The sequence below is a fragment of the Lysinibacillus parviboronicapiens genome (genome assembly GCF_003049575.1).
In the GTDB taxonomy this organism is placed as follows: Bacteria; Bacillota; Bacilli; order Bacillales_A; family Planococcaceae; genus Lysinibacillus; species Lysinibacillus parviboronicapiens.
The window spans coordinates 78,787-94,365 of record NZ_PYWI01000006.1 but is presented as its reverse complement, the minus strand read 5'-3'; the positions used below and the strand labels follow the sequence as shown (position 1 = coordinate 94,365).

Annotated in this window: 20 protein-coding genes; 3 read left to right on the top strand and 17 right to left on the bottom strand. The window is 38.2% G+C overall.

Going from position 1 to position 15,579, the window contains the following annotated elements; genetic code table 11:
- Window positions 1-6: 6 nt before the first annotated feature.
- The 14 genes from C9J35_RS07730 to C9J35_RS07670 all read right to left on the bottom strand — a co-directional run bounded on the left by C9J35_RS07730 (window position 7) and on the right by C9J35_RS07670 (window position 9,640).
- Entirely contained in the window at window positions 7-519 is a 513-nt protein-coding gene (locus tag C9J35_RS07730; protein WP_107924055.1) for a YfiT family bacillithiol transferase, read from the bottom strand.
- Between the two features lie 109 nt (window positions 520-628).
- On the bottom strand, window positions 629-1,102 hold the full coding sequence (locus tag C9J35_RS07725) for a DUF4871 domain-containing protein (RefSeq protein ID WP_054768655.1): 474 nt from the start codon (window positions 1,100-1,102) through the stop codon (window positions 629-631).
- A 64-nt stretch (window positions 1,103-1,166) separates the two neighbouring features.
- Entirely contained in the window at window positions 1,167-1,817 is a 651-nt protein-coding gene (locus C9J35_RS07720) for a hypothetical protein (protein ID WP_107924054.1), read from the bottom strand.
- A gap of 136 nt (window positions 1,818-1,953) precedes the next feature.
- Complete coding sequence (locus C9J35_RS24085; RefSeq protein WP_235616230.1) at window positions 1,954-2,058, bottom strand: GNAT family N-acetyltransferase; 105 nt, start codon at window positions 2,056-2,058, stop codon at window positions 1,954-1,956.
- Window positions 2,031-2,252: a hypothetical protein gene (locus tag C9J35_RS24080; RefSeq protein WP_235616228.1), complete on the bottom strand. Its 222-nt coding sequence runs from the start codon at window positions 2,250-2,252 to the stop codon at window positions 2,031-2,033. Before C9J35_RS24080 ends, C9J35_RS24085 begins: the two co-directional genes overlap by 28 nt.
- A 143-nt stretch (window positions 2,253-2,395) precedes the next feature.
- Window positions 2,396-3,175 (bottom strand): alpha/beta hydrolase, encoded by a 780-nt coding sequence (locus C9J35_RS07710; protein ID WP_054768656.1) that lies wholly within the window; start codon window positions 3,173-3,175, stop codon window positions 2,396-2,398.
- The gene (locus C9J35_RS07705; RefSeq protein WP_054768657.1) at window positions 3,165-3,971 is read right to left on the bottom strand and encodes an ABC transporter ATP-binding protein; all 807 of its coding nucleotides are present in this window, start codon (window positions 3,969-3,971) and stop codon (window positions 3,165-3,167) included. The genes C9J35_RS07710 and C9J35_RS07705 overlap by 11 nt, the downstream gene beginning before the upstream one ends.
- Window positions 3,972-3,982: 11 nt before the next feature.
- Entirely contained in the window at window positions 3,983-5,014 is a 1,032-nt protein-coding gene (locus tag C9J35_RS07700; protein ID WP_327323071.1) for a FecCD family ABC transporter permease, read from the bottom strand.
- On the bottom strand, window positions 5,007-6,014 hold the full coding sequence (locus C9J35_RS07695) for a FecCD family ABC transporter permease (protein WP_107924053.1): 1,008 nt from the start codon (window positions 6,012-6,014) through the stop codon (window positions 5,007-5,009). Before C9J35_RS07695 ends, C9J35_RS07700 begins: the two co-directional genes overlap by 8 nt.
- A 90-nt stretch (window positions 6,015-6,104) precedes the next feature.
- Window positions 6,105-7,085 carry an ABC transporter substrate-binding protein gene (locus C9J35_RS07690; protein ID WP_107924052.1) on the bottom strand — a complete coding sequence of 327 codons (981 nt, stop codon included), beginning with the start codon at window positions 7,083-7,085 and terminating at the stop codon, window positions 6,105-6,107.
- Window positions 7,086-7,310: 225 nt separating this feature from the next.
- Window positions 7,311-8,147, bottom strand: a complete 837-nt coding sequence (locus C9J35_RS07685; RefSeq protein ID WP_235616227.1) for a helix-turn-helix domain-containing protein — start codon at window positions 8,145-8,147, stop codon at window positions 7,311-7,313.
- 9 nt (window positions 8,148-8,156) lie between these two features.
- Complete coding sequence (locus C9J35_RS07680) at window positions 8,157-8,618, bottom strand: DinB family protein (RefSeq protein WP_107924051.1); 462 nt, start codon at window positions 8,616-8,618, stop codon at window positions 8,157-8,159.
- A gap of 19 nt (window positions 8,619-8,637) precedes the next feature.
- Complete coding sequence (locus C9J35_RS07675; RefSeq protein WP_235616226.1) at window positions 8,638-9,198, bottom strand: nucleotidyltransferase family protein; 561 nt, start codon at window positions 9,196-9,198, stop codon at window positions 8,638-8,640.
- Window positions 9,199-9,280: 82 nt separating this feature from the next.
- A complete protein-coding gene (locus tag C9J35_RS07670) occupies window positions 9,281-9,640 on the bottom strand; it encodes a YybH family protein (protein ID WP_107924050.1) in 360 nt (119 codons plus the stop codon).
- Window positions 9,641-9,869: 229 nt separating this feature from the next.
- Here C9J35_RS07670 and C9J35_RS07665 point away from each other — a divergent pair, with 229 nt between their 5' ends.
- Complete coding sequence (locus C9J35_RS07665) at window positions 9,870-10,361, top strand: SRPBCC family protein (RefSeq protein ID WP_107924049.1); 492 nt, start codon at window positions 9,870-9,872, stop codon at window positions 10,359-10,361.
- A 38-nt stretch (window positions 10,362-10,399) separates the two neighbouring features.
- On the opposite strand, the gene C9J35_RS07660 is transcribed toward C9J35_RS07665, so the two are convergent.
- From C9J35_RS07660 to C9J35_RS07650, 3 genes are all read right to left on the bottom strand, one after another.
- On the bottom strand, window positions 10,400-11,200 hold the full coding sequence (locus C9J35_RS07660) for a hypothetical protein (protein ID WP_107924048.1): 801 nt from the start codon (window positions 11,198-11,200) through the stop codon (window positions 10,400-10,402).
- 65 nt (window positions 11,201-11,265) lie between these two features.
- On the bottom strand, window positions 11,266-12,900 hold the full coding sequence (gene abc-f, locus C9J35_RS07655; protein ID WP_107924047.1) for a ribosomal protection-like ABC-F family protein: 1,635 nt from the start codon (window positions 12,898-12,900) through the stop codon (window positions 11,266-11,268).
- Between the two features lie 503 nt (window positions 12,901-13,403).
- Entirely contained in the window at window positions 13,404-13,769 is a 366-nt protein-coding gene (locus C9J35_RS07650; RefSeq protein WP_054768659.1) for a hypothetical protein, read from the bottom strand.
- Between the two features lie 132 nt (window positions 13,770-13,901).
- Here C9J35_RS07650 and C9J35_RS07645 point away from each other — a divergent pair, with 132 nt between their 5' ends.
- Both C9J35_RS07645 and C9J35_RS07640 read left to right on the top strand, forming a co-directional pair.
- Entirely contained in the window at window positions 13,902-14,771 is an 870-nt protein-coding gene (locus C9J35_RS07645) for an endo alpha-1,4 polygalactosaminidase (protein WP_107924046.1), read from the top strand.
- A gap of 313 nt (window positions 14,772-15,084) precedes the next feature.
- Entirely contained in the window at window positions 15,085-15,576 is a 492-nt protein-coding gene (locus C9J35_RS07640; protein WP_054768665.1) for a DUF2243 domain-containing protein, read from the top strand.
- The last annotated feature ends 3 nt before the right edge of the window (window positions 15,577-15,579 follow it).

Sequence of the window (15,579 nt, the reverse complement as noted above, 5' to 3'; positions counted from 1 at the left end):
ACTATACTAGTTTGCTAAAGCAATGTGAATATGTGCAAGATGATGCTTTCCATGCCATGCATATAATGCAGTCGCTTTTTCAAGAGTCATCAATCCTGAATCTGGATGATTAAAGGCGCGTTGTAATTGTTCCTCTGTTAAGCTTGTCAGTAAATAAACCCAACGCTCATGCAAACTTTCAACCATTTTATAGGATGTCGCTACGGGCATTTCACAATCTGGTAGTTGTGCCCAATGTTCTTCATTGTAGGGCTTAATGGTCGGTGTATCTTCAGTTAGTGCTAGCTTAAAACGGATATAGCTATTCATATGACTATCCGCAATATGATGGACTAGCTGCGATACTGTCCAACCTTTCTCACGGTAGGATTTTGCTAATGATTGTTCACTTGCACCACTTAGTGCCTCTGCTAGTTGTCTTGGCAATAGACGAATATCCTCAATCCACACCCTTACTTGCTGTGCTGTTATGACTTCTGGAAATTGAAATATGCCAATTGGATATCGTAAATCGTTCATTTAGCTCTCCCTCGTTTCTATTTAATCAATATATTACCGTTTCATAAGTTTTTTGCCATAAACTTTTATTATCTTTACTAATTTTATTTAATCTGATGTTGTTGTCAATTTACTCATTAATTTCATAAATCAACGTATCGAATAATTTTTCATTCACATAAAGCAATATTGCCCATTCACCTGGCTTGGGAATTATAACTCCGGATGGCATATGTGCATCTGCTCCATTATTGGGGCCTCCTACTCCTATTGTCCAACCATCCACTAAAATTGGCTGTACTGTTGCAGACTCTTTATGAAAGCCGACGATCGTTAACTTTGTATCATAAATATTTTCAATGCCCCAAAGATGCCACATCCATTTATAGGTTGTTAAGCCAACACCAATGACACCCGATTTGTTTTCATTACCGATAATACCCCTATCCCCAAATTCAACTGCCTTCTTATCCCACTCAATGTTTTCAACATCTCTTAGTTGCACAAAATCAGGAATATCTTCTGGTAAAACGATTGTCTTTTCATTTTTGACACACCCAACAGCGACTAACAAGATGCCACATAAAATAAGAAATTGCTTCATGTCATCACTCCCAATCCCTCTTTCTTTATGAAACGATTGATTGGTACAAATTGTTACAGAGTGTTTACCCGATTTTTAATTGATCTAAAACAGTGCTCACAAGGGCTTGTAGCGGATGCGTAATGGCTATCGCCATTTCTTTTTCAAATTGCTGTGCAGCCGCAACCATAGATAGCTGTGCAACGGAGATTAACTGTGGTTGCCTTAAAGTTTCATGGAGAAAACGTAAGATTGCCTTATTATATGCTTCTTTTTGCCCCTGCATAATCAGCTCGAATGTATGATCTATCACTTTTGCCTCAACTTTTATAGACTTTTCTTGTTGCTTGGCAAACTGCTGAAGTCTTGCCATCGTGCCCTCTACAGTTGCAGGATTCGTAAAGAGGATCGTTTGATGTTGGTCGTTATTACAAATGGTTTCAAAATAAGGCTCATCAATTTTAATAATGGGAACTGATAGTGATAACTGTTCATCCTTCATAAGCGCAATGTAATTTGTACACGTTATTAAAATACCATCAACATCACAACCCGCTATCCACTGCAATTGCTCTTTGACCTTAGGAGACAACCCTTCAGCCCCCTGGCTCACTCGTTGCATAAGCCCAGGATCAACAAAATGTACAAGCTCTACCTCTTCAAAATTACAAAATGCTTGCTCAATGTAGTCAATATTCGAATAATGGGCATGCAAACAGGCTAATCTTTTCTTCAAGTTAAATCCCCCTAAGTGGAAAGTTCCTTTGCCATCGTCACAATTGGCATAGCGATGTTGTTGCAATTTTCCACAATTTCTTCTTTTGTAATAACATAGCCTAGTGAACAGTATAATTCAATATTTCTAGGTACGCTCACTCGAACTTTACATTCACATATTTTTTCCCTTGTGTACGTGCATATCTTTCAATTTCTACTATTAATGCTTTGGCTAATCCTTGACCCTGTTGTTCCGGAATAACAAAATAAGCGAAAGAAATACATCCCCCTCATCATTTTCTTTAAATCGCACCATTGCAACTAGCTGTTCCTTTATATAGCTAATAAATGCTTGTTCTCCCAAATTTAACGCCCGTTCAATAGAAGCCACCGTTTCACTTAATGCACTCGATGGCGGTGTTGCATGTTCATACTCTTTAAACGCCTGTAACATTACTTATGAATAATCGGAGCATCCTTTATATCTGCTAGTACTATGTCCATGATACGCACACCCTTTTGAGATTAAATATTCATTTTACCGTATATTTAAACATAATTAAACCGCATTATCAATAGATAATGCGGTCATTCTTGTTAATTTTTATTCACAAAACGTATTGCTCTACTCATGACAGTAGGCACGACTGATGCATGATTTTCATCCAATGCCTCATAAAAAGCGATATCCGTTATATTCTCTAGATCACCGACAATTTGTCGGGCATCATCTACCATAAATGTTTCCAGTTCACCGACGCCAATAAATAATCTTTCCGTGACAGCTGCTTGCTCTTTCACAAACTTTGCAGTGCAAGGTAATAATTCATGATCATTCCACCAAATCGATGGGCTGATTGCTATATAACGCTGGAAGCTTGTTCTTTCATGAAATAATTGCCACAGCACATAATAACCTGCTAATGAATGACCAAAAAGTGTTTGTTGGTGTACATCAACCTGGAATTGAGCCTGAATACTTGGCTTTAACTCCTCTGTTAAAAATCTGTGAAAGTCCGCTGCTCCACCATGCTTGTCATAGCCCTTCCCTTTAAATCTTGCTGGGTAGCTATATTCTTTTGCGGGTGCAGTAAAGTCATAAAAGCGTCGTTCTTGCATATCTTCTCCATGGCCAATTCCGACAACAATTGCCGGATTTACACCCGTCTTAAGTGCATTGCGACTCTGTAGGCGCACCGCTTCTTTTACTAAATGAAAATAAGATGAGCCATCTAACACATAATAGATAGGGAAGCCCTCTTCCGGTGCCTGTCCCTGTGGCACATGAATGTAAACTGTATATTTATAATCAGTGAACTTCGAGCTAATTTGATAGCTCGAATAATCCAGTGTTCCTTCTAATTTCTCAATGCTCATCTGTTGGCTCCTTCAATATGTCATAACCATAGCACACAGGAGTTTTTGTTGCTGGGTCTTCCATGATACGTGCATTAATATGAAATACCTTGCGCATCACATCCGCACATAAAATTTCGTTAGGCGTACCCATTTCGATAACAACACCCTGACGCATGGCTATTAAATGATCTGAATAACGTGCGGCATGATTGATGTCATGTAAAACCATTACAATTGTACAACCATGCTGTTCATTCAAGCTATTGACAATATCCAACACCTCTAATTGATGGGCCATATCTAAATAGGTCGTTGGCTCGTCTAGTAACAAAATACTTGTCTCTTGTGCTAATGCCATAGCTAACCACACACGCTGGCGTTGACCACCTGAAAGCTGAGCTAGCTCACGATTACGAAAATCAAGTGTATTCGTGACAGATAGTGACCACTCAATCATTTCTTCATCCTTCTTCGTTAAGCGATTGACATTGTTTCGATGTGGATAACGGCCATAGGCAACAAGTTCCTCAACTTTTAACTGTCCAGGTGCAACAGGCGTTTGCGATAAAATAGCAAGCTTTTTAGCAATATCCTTGGACGATAAATTTTGCATATTTTGCTCCTGTAAATAAACAGTCCCTTGCTGTTTCTTTAAAATCCGACCAATTGTTTTTAATAGTGTTGATTTACCACAACCATTCGGCCCAATGATTGTTGTTACTTTTCCTTCTTCAATCGATAAATTTAAGCCTTCAAACACACGAACCTGCTCATAGCCAGACGATAAATTTTCCATACGGAATGCAGTTTGCATGTTACTTCCTCCTATGCCTTTGATTTCACTAATAAATATAAGAAATACGGTATGCCGATAATGGATACGACAATACCAACCGCTAACTCAGATGGTGCAAATACCGTTTTTCCGATAAAGTCTGCGATAACAAGCAAGCATGCGCCAATTAGTGCACTCGCTGGCATTACATAGCGATGCTGAATACCGACAAGCTGTTTCGCTATATGAGGAGCCATTAAACCGATAAAGCCAATACTACCTGATACGGACACACACGCACTCACTAAGCCGACACTCGCTAATAACAGCTTGATTTTCTCTTTCTCCACCCCAATGCCTAAGCTCGTAATACTATCTTCTTCTAGCTGAAAATAATCCAGTAAATACGATTTTCTATAGACATAAAAACCTAGTATTATCAGCCATGGCAGCATTGCCGCAACAAAAATCCAGTTCGCATTATAAATAGAGCCAGCCAGCCAAACAGCAGCAGATTCATAATCCTGCGCATTCATTTTTAATGATAAAAACAATGATAATGCCCCAAAGCCACTGTTAATGGCTATACCTGTTAATATCAGTCGTTGCATATCTAAATGACCATTTTTAAGTGCAAACGAAAAAATGAGTGCAGCTGCCATCGCACCTCCGATAAAGCCGAACATAGGCATCATTAAAATGGATACCCATCTACTCATATCCGCTGTTACGAGATTTAGTTGGAAGAAAAACATGAAAATGACAACGGCTGCACCAGCCCCAGCATTAATACCTAAAATCCCAGGATCTGCTAAACCATTACGGGTAATGCCTTGTAATACTACCCCTGCCATCCCTAGTCCGATACCAACTAGTGCTGCGATAACGATACGAGGTAAGCGAAATTCAAAAATAACTAAATCAAATTTAGGGTTCGGTTCAATACGTAACAATGTTTTTACTACATCGATGACAGACATATCAAAGACACCATTTGTAATATGTAGATAACTAGCACCTACTATAAATAACATGAGTATAGAGATTGTTAAGACAAATACACGTGAGGTATTTTTACGCACGTTTTTCACCTCCGTGCTTACGAATTAAGTATAAGAAGAACGGAACACCAACTATTGCTGTTAAAACCCCGATTGGCGTTTCCATTGGGTAATTAACATAACGGCTGAGAACATCACAGAGCGCCAAGAAAAATGCACCGATTGCTGCTGCGCAAGGAATTATAAAGCGATAATCTACACCGACAAGGAAACGTGTAATATGGGGTATTACTAGCCCTACAAAGGCTATTTTTCCGACAAGCGCCACTGCCGTCCCTGTTAAGCACACAACAGCTAACATGCTAATAATTTTTACTGCTTTCGTTTTTTGACCGAGACCTAAGGCAATATCTTCACCTAATGAAGTTATGGTGATAGCTCTTGCTGATAATAAAGCTAGGACTAAACCAACGAGTCCAAATGGAATGGCTAGCAAAAGCATATCAATATCTACGGTATGTACCTTTGTGTTATACCAAACACTTACTGTTTGCGACACTTGGAAATACATCGCAATTGCTGTAGCTATACTGCTCAAAAATGTACCTATTACCGTTCCTATAATGGCAAGCCTTACTGGTGATAGTCCATTTCGAATGAGGGAGCCAAAGCCAAATACTATCCCAGCTCCCAATGCAGAACCAAGCATTGAAAGTAAAATCATTTGATAATTAGGAAGTCCTGGGAAGAATACGATTGCTAACGTGATGACAAATGCTGAACCATCATTAACACCCATCAGTGAGGGTGATGCTAAATAATTTCGTGTAATACCTTGCATAACTGCGCCAGCTACTGCCAAAAATGCACCCACTAGTAATACCGCCGCTATTCTAGGAATACGGCCTGTACGAATAATCTGGTGGTCGACATTCGAAGGGTCAAATGCTATTATTGCCTGCCACACCGCTAATGCACTAATATCTTTTGTACCGTACATAACTGAAATTAACGCCACAATTGTAATCAAGAATGGGGTAGCTGCTAATATAGCAAATGACACAATATTTGTTTTTTTCAACTTCCACACCTTTTTCTATTTGAACTCTCTCTTACAAAAGGCTGGTAATAGCCCGGTGACACCACCAAATCTACTACCAGCCTGTTTAAACTATTTAAGTAATTTTTCCGCTGCAACATCTAAGAATTTCACTTTAGACCAGGCAGTACCACCTTGAGCTAAAGGCTCAATCGCATTAACAAAAATCTGATTATTTTGTGATGCCTTTAAGCTGGCAAAGATCGGATTCTTTTGAAGTTCCTCTAATGCTTTCGGTGCATCCGTATTTTCAGATTGCTCAAATTGTAGGAAGATAGCATCCGGATTTACCTCTGCTAATGTTTCTAGCGACAGTTCAGCCTGAGCTTTTGCAGTATTCACAATCTCTGGTACTGGCGCTCCTAAATCTTCATATAACACTGGGTTTAAGTAAACTCCCGCAGGGTAGACATACATCACACCGCCACGTACACGAATAATTAACACAGACTTGTCTGCTAACTGCTCTTTTGATTTTACTTGTGAATCAGCCACTTTTGCTTCATAATCAGCAATGATTTTTTCTGCCTCACTCTCTTTTCCAGTAAGCTGTGCAAGTACTGTTAAGTTATCCTTCCAGTTTGTTGAAATATGTGAATAAGGAATCATTGTTTGGATTTTTTTCAGCTTCTCAGCCGTTTCTTCAGGGAATTTTGATGTTCCTATAATTACGTCTGGATCCAGAGATAGAATAGCCTCTGCATTCGGCTCCATTTTGTTACCTACCAGTTTAGCGTCTGCAAAATCCTTAGCAAGGTATGATGGGACTTCCCCAGCAATTTCAAGTACACCGACAGGCTTAATACCAAGCATTGCTGCGTCTTCCATAGACTCTAGGCTTGCCGCGACGATATTATTTACCTTCGCTGGTAATTCATATGTCTCCCCTAAATAGGTAATTTTCTGAGTTGTCGACTGTTCCGTAGTTTCTGTAGAACTCGATTCCGCAGCCGTGCTCGTTGCAACTGTAGACTCTTCCGCTTTCTCGCCACCACATGCAGCTAAAGATAAAGCTAAAAGTGCAGGTGCACACATTTTGAAATATTTATTCATGTTTAATCGCTCCTAATCATTTTCAACATCTATAACGATAATGATAATCATTTTCAATTATAAGTCAATAGTATGGATAGATTTAATTGATATTGATTATCATTTATGGATGCTATTTTAACAAAGAGAAAAATGGCTGTGAATGGACATATTTTTTTATCACATGGATTTTTGCCGATTTTCACTAAAAAAAGAGCTGTTTCTTTTATACAAGAAACAACTCACTTATACATATCTCGCTTCCTCATTCATCATTTTTCGATACATGGTTGGTGACAATCCAGTACATTTTTTAAACACCCGACTAAAGTAAAAGCAATCTAAATAACCTACACATTCTGCTATTTCCGCAATTGTACTATCGCAAGATTGCAACAAGTCCTTTGCTCTTCTTATACGGTATTCGGTTAAATAGCTACTTGGATTCATCCCTGTATGCTGTTCAAAGAGATCGGCAAATCGACGACGCTCCACAGCAAATTCCTGTGCGATTTTTGTGATTGAAAGTGGCTTTGCATGGTTTTCGTGTATATATTGTAAAACCTGCTCCATCATTTCACTGGTTGTATCTAAAACCTTCATTTTTGCCGACACTAGAATGGCTTCCACTAGATTCATAAATAACGTCTTGGATTTGAATGTTGCCATACTACCTGGCATTGAATAGCTTTCTAAAAGTTGCTGTACAAAGTTAATAATTTTTGTGTTGTCACCTGTATTTATCAAGAAATGCTGCTGGGTTAGTGGGAAGAGTGCGCCCACTTCTGGCGAAACGTGATAATGCACAACTGCATATTCCCACACCTTATCACCAATCACGTTGATTTCTATTGGCATTTGAGGGCCTGCATGTACTACCATTCCTGGCTCCATCGTATAAGTAGTGCCATTGAAACTAAAGTTAGCACGTCCAGCAAGAGGTATGACTAACCCACACTTTCCAGGAGCTGTTGTTCGGCCCGCATCCATTCTTCCTGCTTCTATTTTATTGGTAAAAACATCTAAAAAGGTCACAGATGCGTGCGCATAATAATCAATTATTTGGTTTACGGTAATTTCCATTCTACACCTTCACTTTAGGACCTTTTGAATCTGTAAAAAATGTTGCAGATCATGGTCCATCAAGCCTGAAAAATAACGATAAAGTGTCAGTTTTGATCCACCAATATGTAAACTTTGCTGCCATTGTTCATCTGTTAAATGATGTAGCGCATTCGTTAGGTGCTGTCTACCATTCACAAACTTCTCAATCGTTTCTTCTTTACTTTGTAAACGGCTGCTATGCGCTGCATGTGCGTTCATTTCCTTGACATTCGGTGACTTTGGCAGATTGTCCTCCGTAAATAAAAACGGAATACGTTTACTTACCAAAAATTCATCCCAAGGAATAAGATGTCCAATAACCTCAGCAACTGACCATTTCCCAAGAGCTATTGGTGTTCGCCACTGTTCTTCTGTAACATTCACCAAGTTCTTTACCCACACTATAGATTTTTCGTAATGTACCAGTACTTTCTTTTTATCTGGGTTCAAGCTCTTCCGCTCCTCTACTTCAGTCAAAAATCTGTAACTTCGGCCAGATTGATTTCCATTGTTTCTTCTGTATCCTTTGTTGATAAATCTTATACAGTCGCTCATCTTTTTGAAAGTATGGTGTAGGAGAAACAATTCCAGAGACTAAATGATTGATTCCATAGGGCGCAGTAATTTCGAGTAAATTATTATTTAACCTCACCCCAATTGCTGTTGGCGTTTCTGGAAAATGTGCGATTCCATCTGTAGAACATTGATAAGGGTTACTATTATTTATCAAATGCATCCTTGCTTGATTTTTCACAGACCAAGGCTCATTTGGTAAATATTTTCGCAATTGTTGTTCATACTGTTTTTCAATTGTCTCTGAGGTCGTCAATGTATCGAAATAAATGACATCAATATCGGCAATTGGGGTTCTATTGCTATATTCATGAAGAGTATCCCATACCTTAGAGCGCATAAATCCTGCACATATCCAACAATCAGGTAACTGTAATTTCTCCACAGTTTTTAAAATGTCCATCATCCAGGTATCTGCCCTTATTAATGCTGCTAAGCCACCCTCAGTTTTAAACACTCCATAAAATCAAACCTTTCAGCTAGAAAAGTAACTAGATGCTTTTCGATACTCTCTAATTTTCCATACGCACTATCACCTGCTAACTGCTTAAATGTTCGTGAACTAATTTCCATTCATTATTCACTTTAGTAAATACATTTGTTGCTCTTCCGCTACCAGATATAAAATTTTCATTATAATAACCTTCGTAGTGGTATGTATATATACAGGTAGCGGATGTTTCATCAACTGTAAGCCATTGAACATTCGTAGCACTATAAACCTCTTCCTTTATAAGATCCCATGCATGGTTGAAATAAGCTCCAATCTCTTCAAGGGATGTGCATGTTCTATCAGTAAACCAATAAACCGCTTCGGGATGTAATAATTCTTTAACGTTATTGAAATCATGTGTGTTCGTTGCTTCTATATAACAGTCTAACGCTTTTTTAAATGACAAAATCATCTCTCCTTTTTTATTCTTATTTTAGCTGATTTTAAATTTCATAGGAACACCTTTTCTCCATAGCTGAACCGAGAACTATTTTAATTGGGGGTACCTGGAGAGAACAAGAGAGAAAAAGACACTTACTCAATCAAATTATTTTAGATTCACAGCGAAAGAAGAAGATATGAAAGAAGGCGTGACAAATAAGTTATAATGATTATAAAAAAAGAGGTAGATACTAATGCTTGCTACTATTCAAAAGCAACCGAACAATTATGTCGTTACATTCACACGCTCCCTTCCCCATTCAATTGATGCTGTTTGGGCAGTACTGACGGAAAATGACAAGCTTCAGAAGTGGATGAGCAATTTAGAAGTGATTGATCTTCAAAAAAACGGCAAAATGCACTTTAATAGGAATGATGGTACAGATGCTTTTGAGGAAATCACCATTACAGATTATGCAAAACAACAAACGCTCGAATTTGATTGGGGAAAAGATTCCGTACGCTTTAAACTTTCTATGACTCGCGAAGGTTCAATATTGGTGTTGCAGGAAACGATCAGTGATCTAACGGATCATACGCCTAAAGATTTGGCAGGTTGGCATATCTGCTTAGAACTTCTGTGTGATTTACTAAATGGCATTGTTCACGATGAGTTTCCGATGGAGCAATGGCGAAAATGGTTTGCGGAGTATGAATTACTTATCGCACATGTAGAGAACAATTAAAATATCCCCGAGTAAAAAATATACTCGGGGATTTACTATTAACGGCTAAATGCTGTGGCAATGGCAAGTGCATTCATTGGTTCTTTGATTGAATCAAGCGTATAAACAAGCTTTTCATCTTGCCAGACTATTAAATTACCGGATTTATAAACATCTAAATGGACAAAGCCGTTTTGGTTTGGAATTGGTAACGTATGCGTTTCTAAATATTGAACTGCTTGTTTAGCTAACGCTACACCTGCTTGTGGATTATCCGTCCGAGTATGCGCTGCTAATGACCATCTCCCCTCATTCCAACCGGTCCATAACGAGCCAGCGCCAGCATCCTGATAGCCTGTAATATCAAATCCAAGATCAACTTGCTGCCCACCATTTTGACTGTAATCCTCAAAGGCAATTTGCTCACTTGCTTCGGCTACGCTGTCATATTGCGTTACAAGCAATTTTGCAATCACAGTCGCATCGGTTGAATTTTTGAGTTTTATATCATTAATTGGCATATACTTTTCGCTTTCAAAAAATACAATTTCCATCTCTTTATCTACAACCTTTGTTGTTGCAGTTAAAAATGTACCCTCTGTTAAAGGAAGCTCTTTTGGTAAGACAACTGCTAAATCAGTCTCTAGCTGTTCCTTTACATTTTTAAGAGCCTCTGCCTGGGTTACAGTGGATACCGTTTCTTGAGGTTTTGTTTCAGATGTGTCGTTTGGCTTATCATTTGGTTGATTTTCTTCTTGCTGGTTATTTTGTATTTTTGTATTGTCATCGTTGTCCGTAGTACATGCGCCCACTAAGCTTGCACTAATTAATAGTAGCGGTAACAATAATCTCTTTGTCATGTAAGACACCCCTCTTATAAGAGTTAGTATAATTATTTTTCCCCTAACTGATGATCTCTTAAACGTTAATTTAACAGTTCATTTATGCGTTTTGTAAGCGCATTAAATTTTCGATCGAGCGTTGCATAATCCTTATCCTGCGCTGTTAGGAAACTCAACTTGCCAAGTATTTCTTGTCTTTCATTTTCAAGCTTTAATCGAAGACTTTTTAAATCATCTACTGCTGCGGGAACGCTATCTTTCCACTTTTTGTAGATGTATTTATTGTCAATTATCCACTCACTATCTGTAGTTTTTTCAAGAAAATAACGGTCATGTGACACCACAAGTAATGTACCCTTATAGTGCGCTAATGTTTGCTCAAGCTGCTCTCGTGAAGGTAAATCTAGATGATTGGTCGGTTCATCTAAAATCAGAACATTCTTTTCCTCTAAAATATAGGCCATTAGTTTACACTTCACTCGTTCCCCCATACTCATATTACCAATCGGTGCCGTCCAATGGGTAGGTGTAAACCCTAAATGCTTCATTAAATTTTGGACTTTTCCTCGCTCTTCAAAGGTTTCTCGATAAAAGAATTTCTCAGGTGTTTGGTTGAGTGGTAAATCAAATACCTCTTGTGTTAAGTAGCCTATATTGGCAGCTGGCGACATCCAAATTTCACCTTCTGCCTTTTCTCGCGCTAATAGCACCTTTAACAAGGTTGTTTTCCCACTACCATTCGGTCCAATAATCGCAATCTTTTCACCATATTGAATCGTCAGGTTAACATCTTTAAACAATAGACGATTTTCAAAACACTTAGTTACATGTTTCAACTCTAAAAAACGTTTGCCAACACGTTGACTAGTTTTTAATACGAATTGTATTTCGTCATCCGGTTCAACGCGATTCACCTTTGCCTTTGCCAACTCTTTTTCAAGACGCTTCTTCTTGGATTTTACCTGTGCATCCATGCGCTTTGCTTTGACACGGTAATGTTCCTTAAAGCCCTCTTGCTTTGTAGACTGTGTATGCGCCTTCTGCGACCAAGACGTTAGCTCCTTCATCTGCGCTTCTATGCGCTCAATATTTTTTTGTTGCTTATCATAGGCACGTTGTTGTGCTAATCTTTGCTGTTCTCGCGCTGCCATATAGCTGGAGTAATGCCCGTTGTGTTCAATCAGTTTGCCCTCTTCAATTGACCAAATTTTTGTTACTACCTCGTCTAAAAAATAACGATCATGTGACACCACAACGATTGTACCGCCATAATTTTTCACTTTAGTAATTAGCATAGCTGTACTTTTTTCATCTAAATGGTTCGTCGGTTCATCTAATAATAAAAGCTGCGCATCCTGTGAAAAGCCCCTTGCCAATCGCATTTTAAGCTTCTCTCCACCACTTAACGCTGAAAATGCTATGTTAGGCACATGCCATTTAGCTAACAAATCTGCCTCATGGGGTATTACTTCCTGCGTATCAAATTCAGCTCGCTCCTGTTCAACATAGGCCATTTCCACAGACTGCAACCATCGTAGCTGCCCTGTTGTTGGTAATAACGAGCCTTGTATCAGTTGTAATAACGTAGATTTACCCGCTCCATTTCTGCCAATAATACCAATCACCTCACCTTGCTTCACTGAGGCTGTTACATTGTCAAAAATCTGAGTATCCATCACTTCATAACGTACATCTTGTAATTTTAAAAGTTCTTTCAATCAAACCATTCCTCTCTATTTGGAGGCACAAAAAAACCCTCCAATTTTTTTGGAAGGATTAGTCGCAAAAAACCGTACACAAATAAACTATACTTCATAGCTTATCATTGTTTATCCTGTACTTTAGCACGTTCAGATTCTTACTTTAACACACAAAAAATACGCGCAACATTAAAGGAAAGAATAGACATGCAAAGTACCTGGTTATAGGTTATTTTATGGAAAACGGGCAGACTAATCCTATGTTTTAATTCAATGAAATTCATTTTAAATTCCATGCCTAAAAATAAGATTAGTTAATCATCAGCCACCCATCGTCCCTTCATTTATAATTACAATAATTGTAACATTCGCTTCCTAAAAAAGAAACATTATTTAATCGGCAGCCAAATTTCAGCGTAATAGTGGTCACTTGAAGCATATTTCTCCATATTCTTTTATCCATATAAAAAGGGCTGTGTATTTTTATCTATACCTATACACAGCTCTTGACGTTTTTTATACTATCTAAAACATTCAAATGATCGAATGTTATTTCTTATAATAGTACGGAATTGCCACCCATATCTTCTACTCCAGCGGAACCCTGCAACAAATTCTCTCCCAACGGCCGTTGGGAAGAACCAAAAACTTCTTCCATTATTCAACCATATAAACGTAAATGTAAATAAGCAAGAACGTATACCACTAGAACCTACCCGCCAAGCAGGAATTGGTGGTGAAAATCCAGGGGGTGACCCCATTGGCATTTGTCCCACTGGCGTTCCAAAATTCGGTGGTCCAAACTGTGATGATTCGAAATAATCAGGGCTACCCCAACCAGGACGTCTAAAATCGTCTCCAAATTGATTATTTGGATTGAAATACAATACAAATCCCTCCTTTTACATATTTCAATATATGTACAGGGCGAAAGTCCGTTTGAGCAATAGCCTACCCCTCACTAGTCTAGAATTGCTGTATAATCAATCAAAGTCAAATTACTTAATAAAGGAGATCTAATGCGCAAAATATACATCATTATATTAACTGTCTTATTTATAAGTACCTGCTTACTGTTAAATAACAACGTCAACGAACTACCAAATCCATCCACAACTATTAAGGAAAAACTAGCAGCGGTTGAAGACTATAAATATTATTTGGATAAAGGAAATAATACAATTGGCCAAGAGATGCAGAAAATGGATTTGGTTATTGTCGAACCAATTGAAATGCAACAGCCCTATATCGAAGCGGCTCAAGAAAAAGGTACATTAATTTTTGGTTATATTAATGCGATGGAGGCAGACAAATGGAATGAGGCCTTCTATCAACAATTACAAGAAATCGATTTTTACAAAGATGAATATGGCGAGAAGATGTATTTTGCTGAGTGGGATTCTTATTTAATGGATATGACTTCCGCACATTACCAAAATCTCTTACTACAAGAGATTCAAAAACAAATCGTACATAAAGGCTTAGATGGCGTATTTTTAGATACAGTCGGCAATATAGATTCCTTTTTGCCTCCCAAAGAACAAGGGCAACAAAATCAAGCGATGCTTGCCTTCATCAAAAAAATTAAACAGCAATTTAATGGTTTGTCAGTTGCCCAAAACTGGGGCTTTCAGACACTAGCAGAATACACAGCACCCTATATCGACTTTATCATGTGGGAAAATTTCTCATATGATGTAGTTGGAGAGGACGACTGGTCACTAGATAAAATGAATAAATTGAAACAACTACGAGAAAAGTTCGGTACACAAGTCATGACTATCGGCTTTAACGAGGAAACGCAGAGTCGTGTGTTAGCAGAAAAGCATCACTTTAAATTCTTGTATAACCCTGCAGGTTCTTATTACAATAGTTGGGAAATCGATTAAATTGATAAAATGACCGCTGACAATCTACCTTTTACGTATCGTTTCCAGAGGTCTTTTTATAGGAGCTATCCACAGTTACCTTCGAATAATATTGTTCCGCTTAATTGTTTAATGAAAAATCCCATGGGTAAACTAATAAAGTACAACTTCAATCAATGGGGTCCCTGATCCCCACTCATTGTAAGTTAAACCAATCAGGCTTACGGTCAGTTAATCGCCCTTCTAATGTACGCGTTGTCATCTTTCAACAGGAGAAGGGCATCTTACTGACCGTTAATGCGGAAAAAAATTGTTCCTACATGAGGTGAATACATTGACCATTTCAAATATCACAGCAGAGAAAACACTTAAACATGAAAATCGTTATAAGTATGGGCAACGTAATCTTTGGACAGGCCTATTATTTGGTCTAGGTGTAATAGCCTTTATAGACGAGGTAATCTTCCATCAATTATTACATTGGCATCATTTTTACGATAAATCCACCGCTAATATTGGATTAGTGTCAGATGGTTTATTTCATGCCTTTAGTTTTTTTGCGACAATCGGGTCTGCTTTTTTACTTGCGGATTTGCATCGAAAACATGGATTTTGGGTGAAACGATGGTTAAGTGGAATATTCATAGGGGCAGGTGCTTTTCAACTATATGATGGTATTATTCAGCATAAACTGATGAAACTTCATCAAATTCGCTATAATGTCAACATTCTTCCTTATGATGTAGTTTGGAATGTACTAGCTGCTATTCTGATTTTAATTGGCATTGTCTTACTTCTACAAACAAAAAATTCAGTTAAACAATAAGGA

What these genes read in the sequence shown, in the direction of transcription:
- C9J35_RS07645 (WP_107924046.1), top strand. Translation starts at nt 13,902, where the DNA reads ATGCGCAAAATATACATCATTATATTAACTGTCTTATTTATAAGTACC.
- C9J35_RS24080 (WP_235616228.1), bottom strand. Translation starts at nt 2,252, where the DNA reads ATGTTACAGGCGTTTAAAGAGTATGAACATGCAACACCGCCATCGAGT.
- C9J35_RS07690 (WP_107924052.1), bottom strand. Translation starts at nt 7,085, where the DNA reads ATGAATAAATATTTCAAAATGTGTGCACCTGCACTTTTAGCTTTATCT.
- C9J35_RS07730 (WP_107924055.1), bottom strand. Translation starts at nt 519, where the DNA reads ATGAACGATTTACGATATCCAATTGGCATATTTCAATTTCCAGAAGTC.
- C9J35_RS07710 (WP_054768656.1), bottom strand. Translation starts at nt 3,175, where the DNA reads ATGAGCATTGAGAAATTAGAAGGAACACTGGATTATTCGAGCTATCAA.
- C9J35_RS07725 (WP_054768655.1), bottom strand. Translation starts at nt 1,102, where the DNA reads ATGAAGCAATTTCTTATTTTATGTGGCATCTTGTTAGTCGCTGTTGGG.
- C9J35_RS07705 (WP_054768657.1), bottom strand. Translation starts at nt 3,971, where the DNA reads ATGCAAACTGCATTCCGTATGGAAAATTTATCGTCTGGCTATGAGCAG.
- C9J35_RS07685 (WP_235616227.1), bottom strand. Translation starts at nt 8,147, where the DNA reads ATGGAAATTACCGTAAACCAAATAATTGATTATTATGCGCACGCATCT.
- C9J35_RS07660 (WP_107924048.1), bottom strand. Translation starts at nt 11,200, where the DNA reads ATGACAAAGAGATTATTGTTACCGCTACTATTAATTAGTGCAAGCTTA.
- C9J35_RS07665 (WP_107924049.1), top strand. Translation starts at nt 9,870, where the DNA reads ATGCTTGCTACTATTCAAAAGCAACCGAACAATTATGTCGTTACATTC.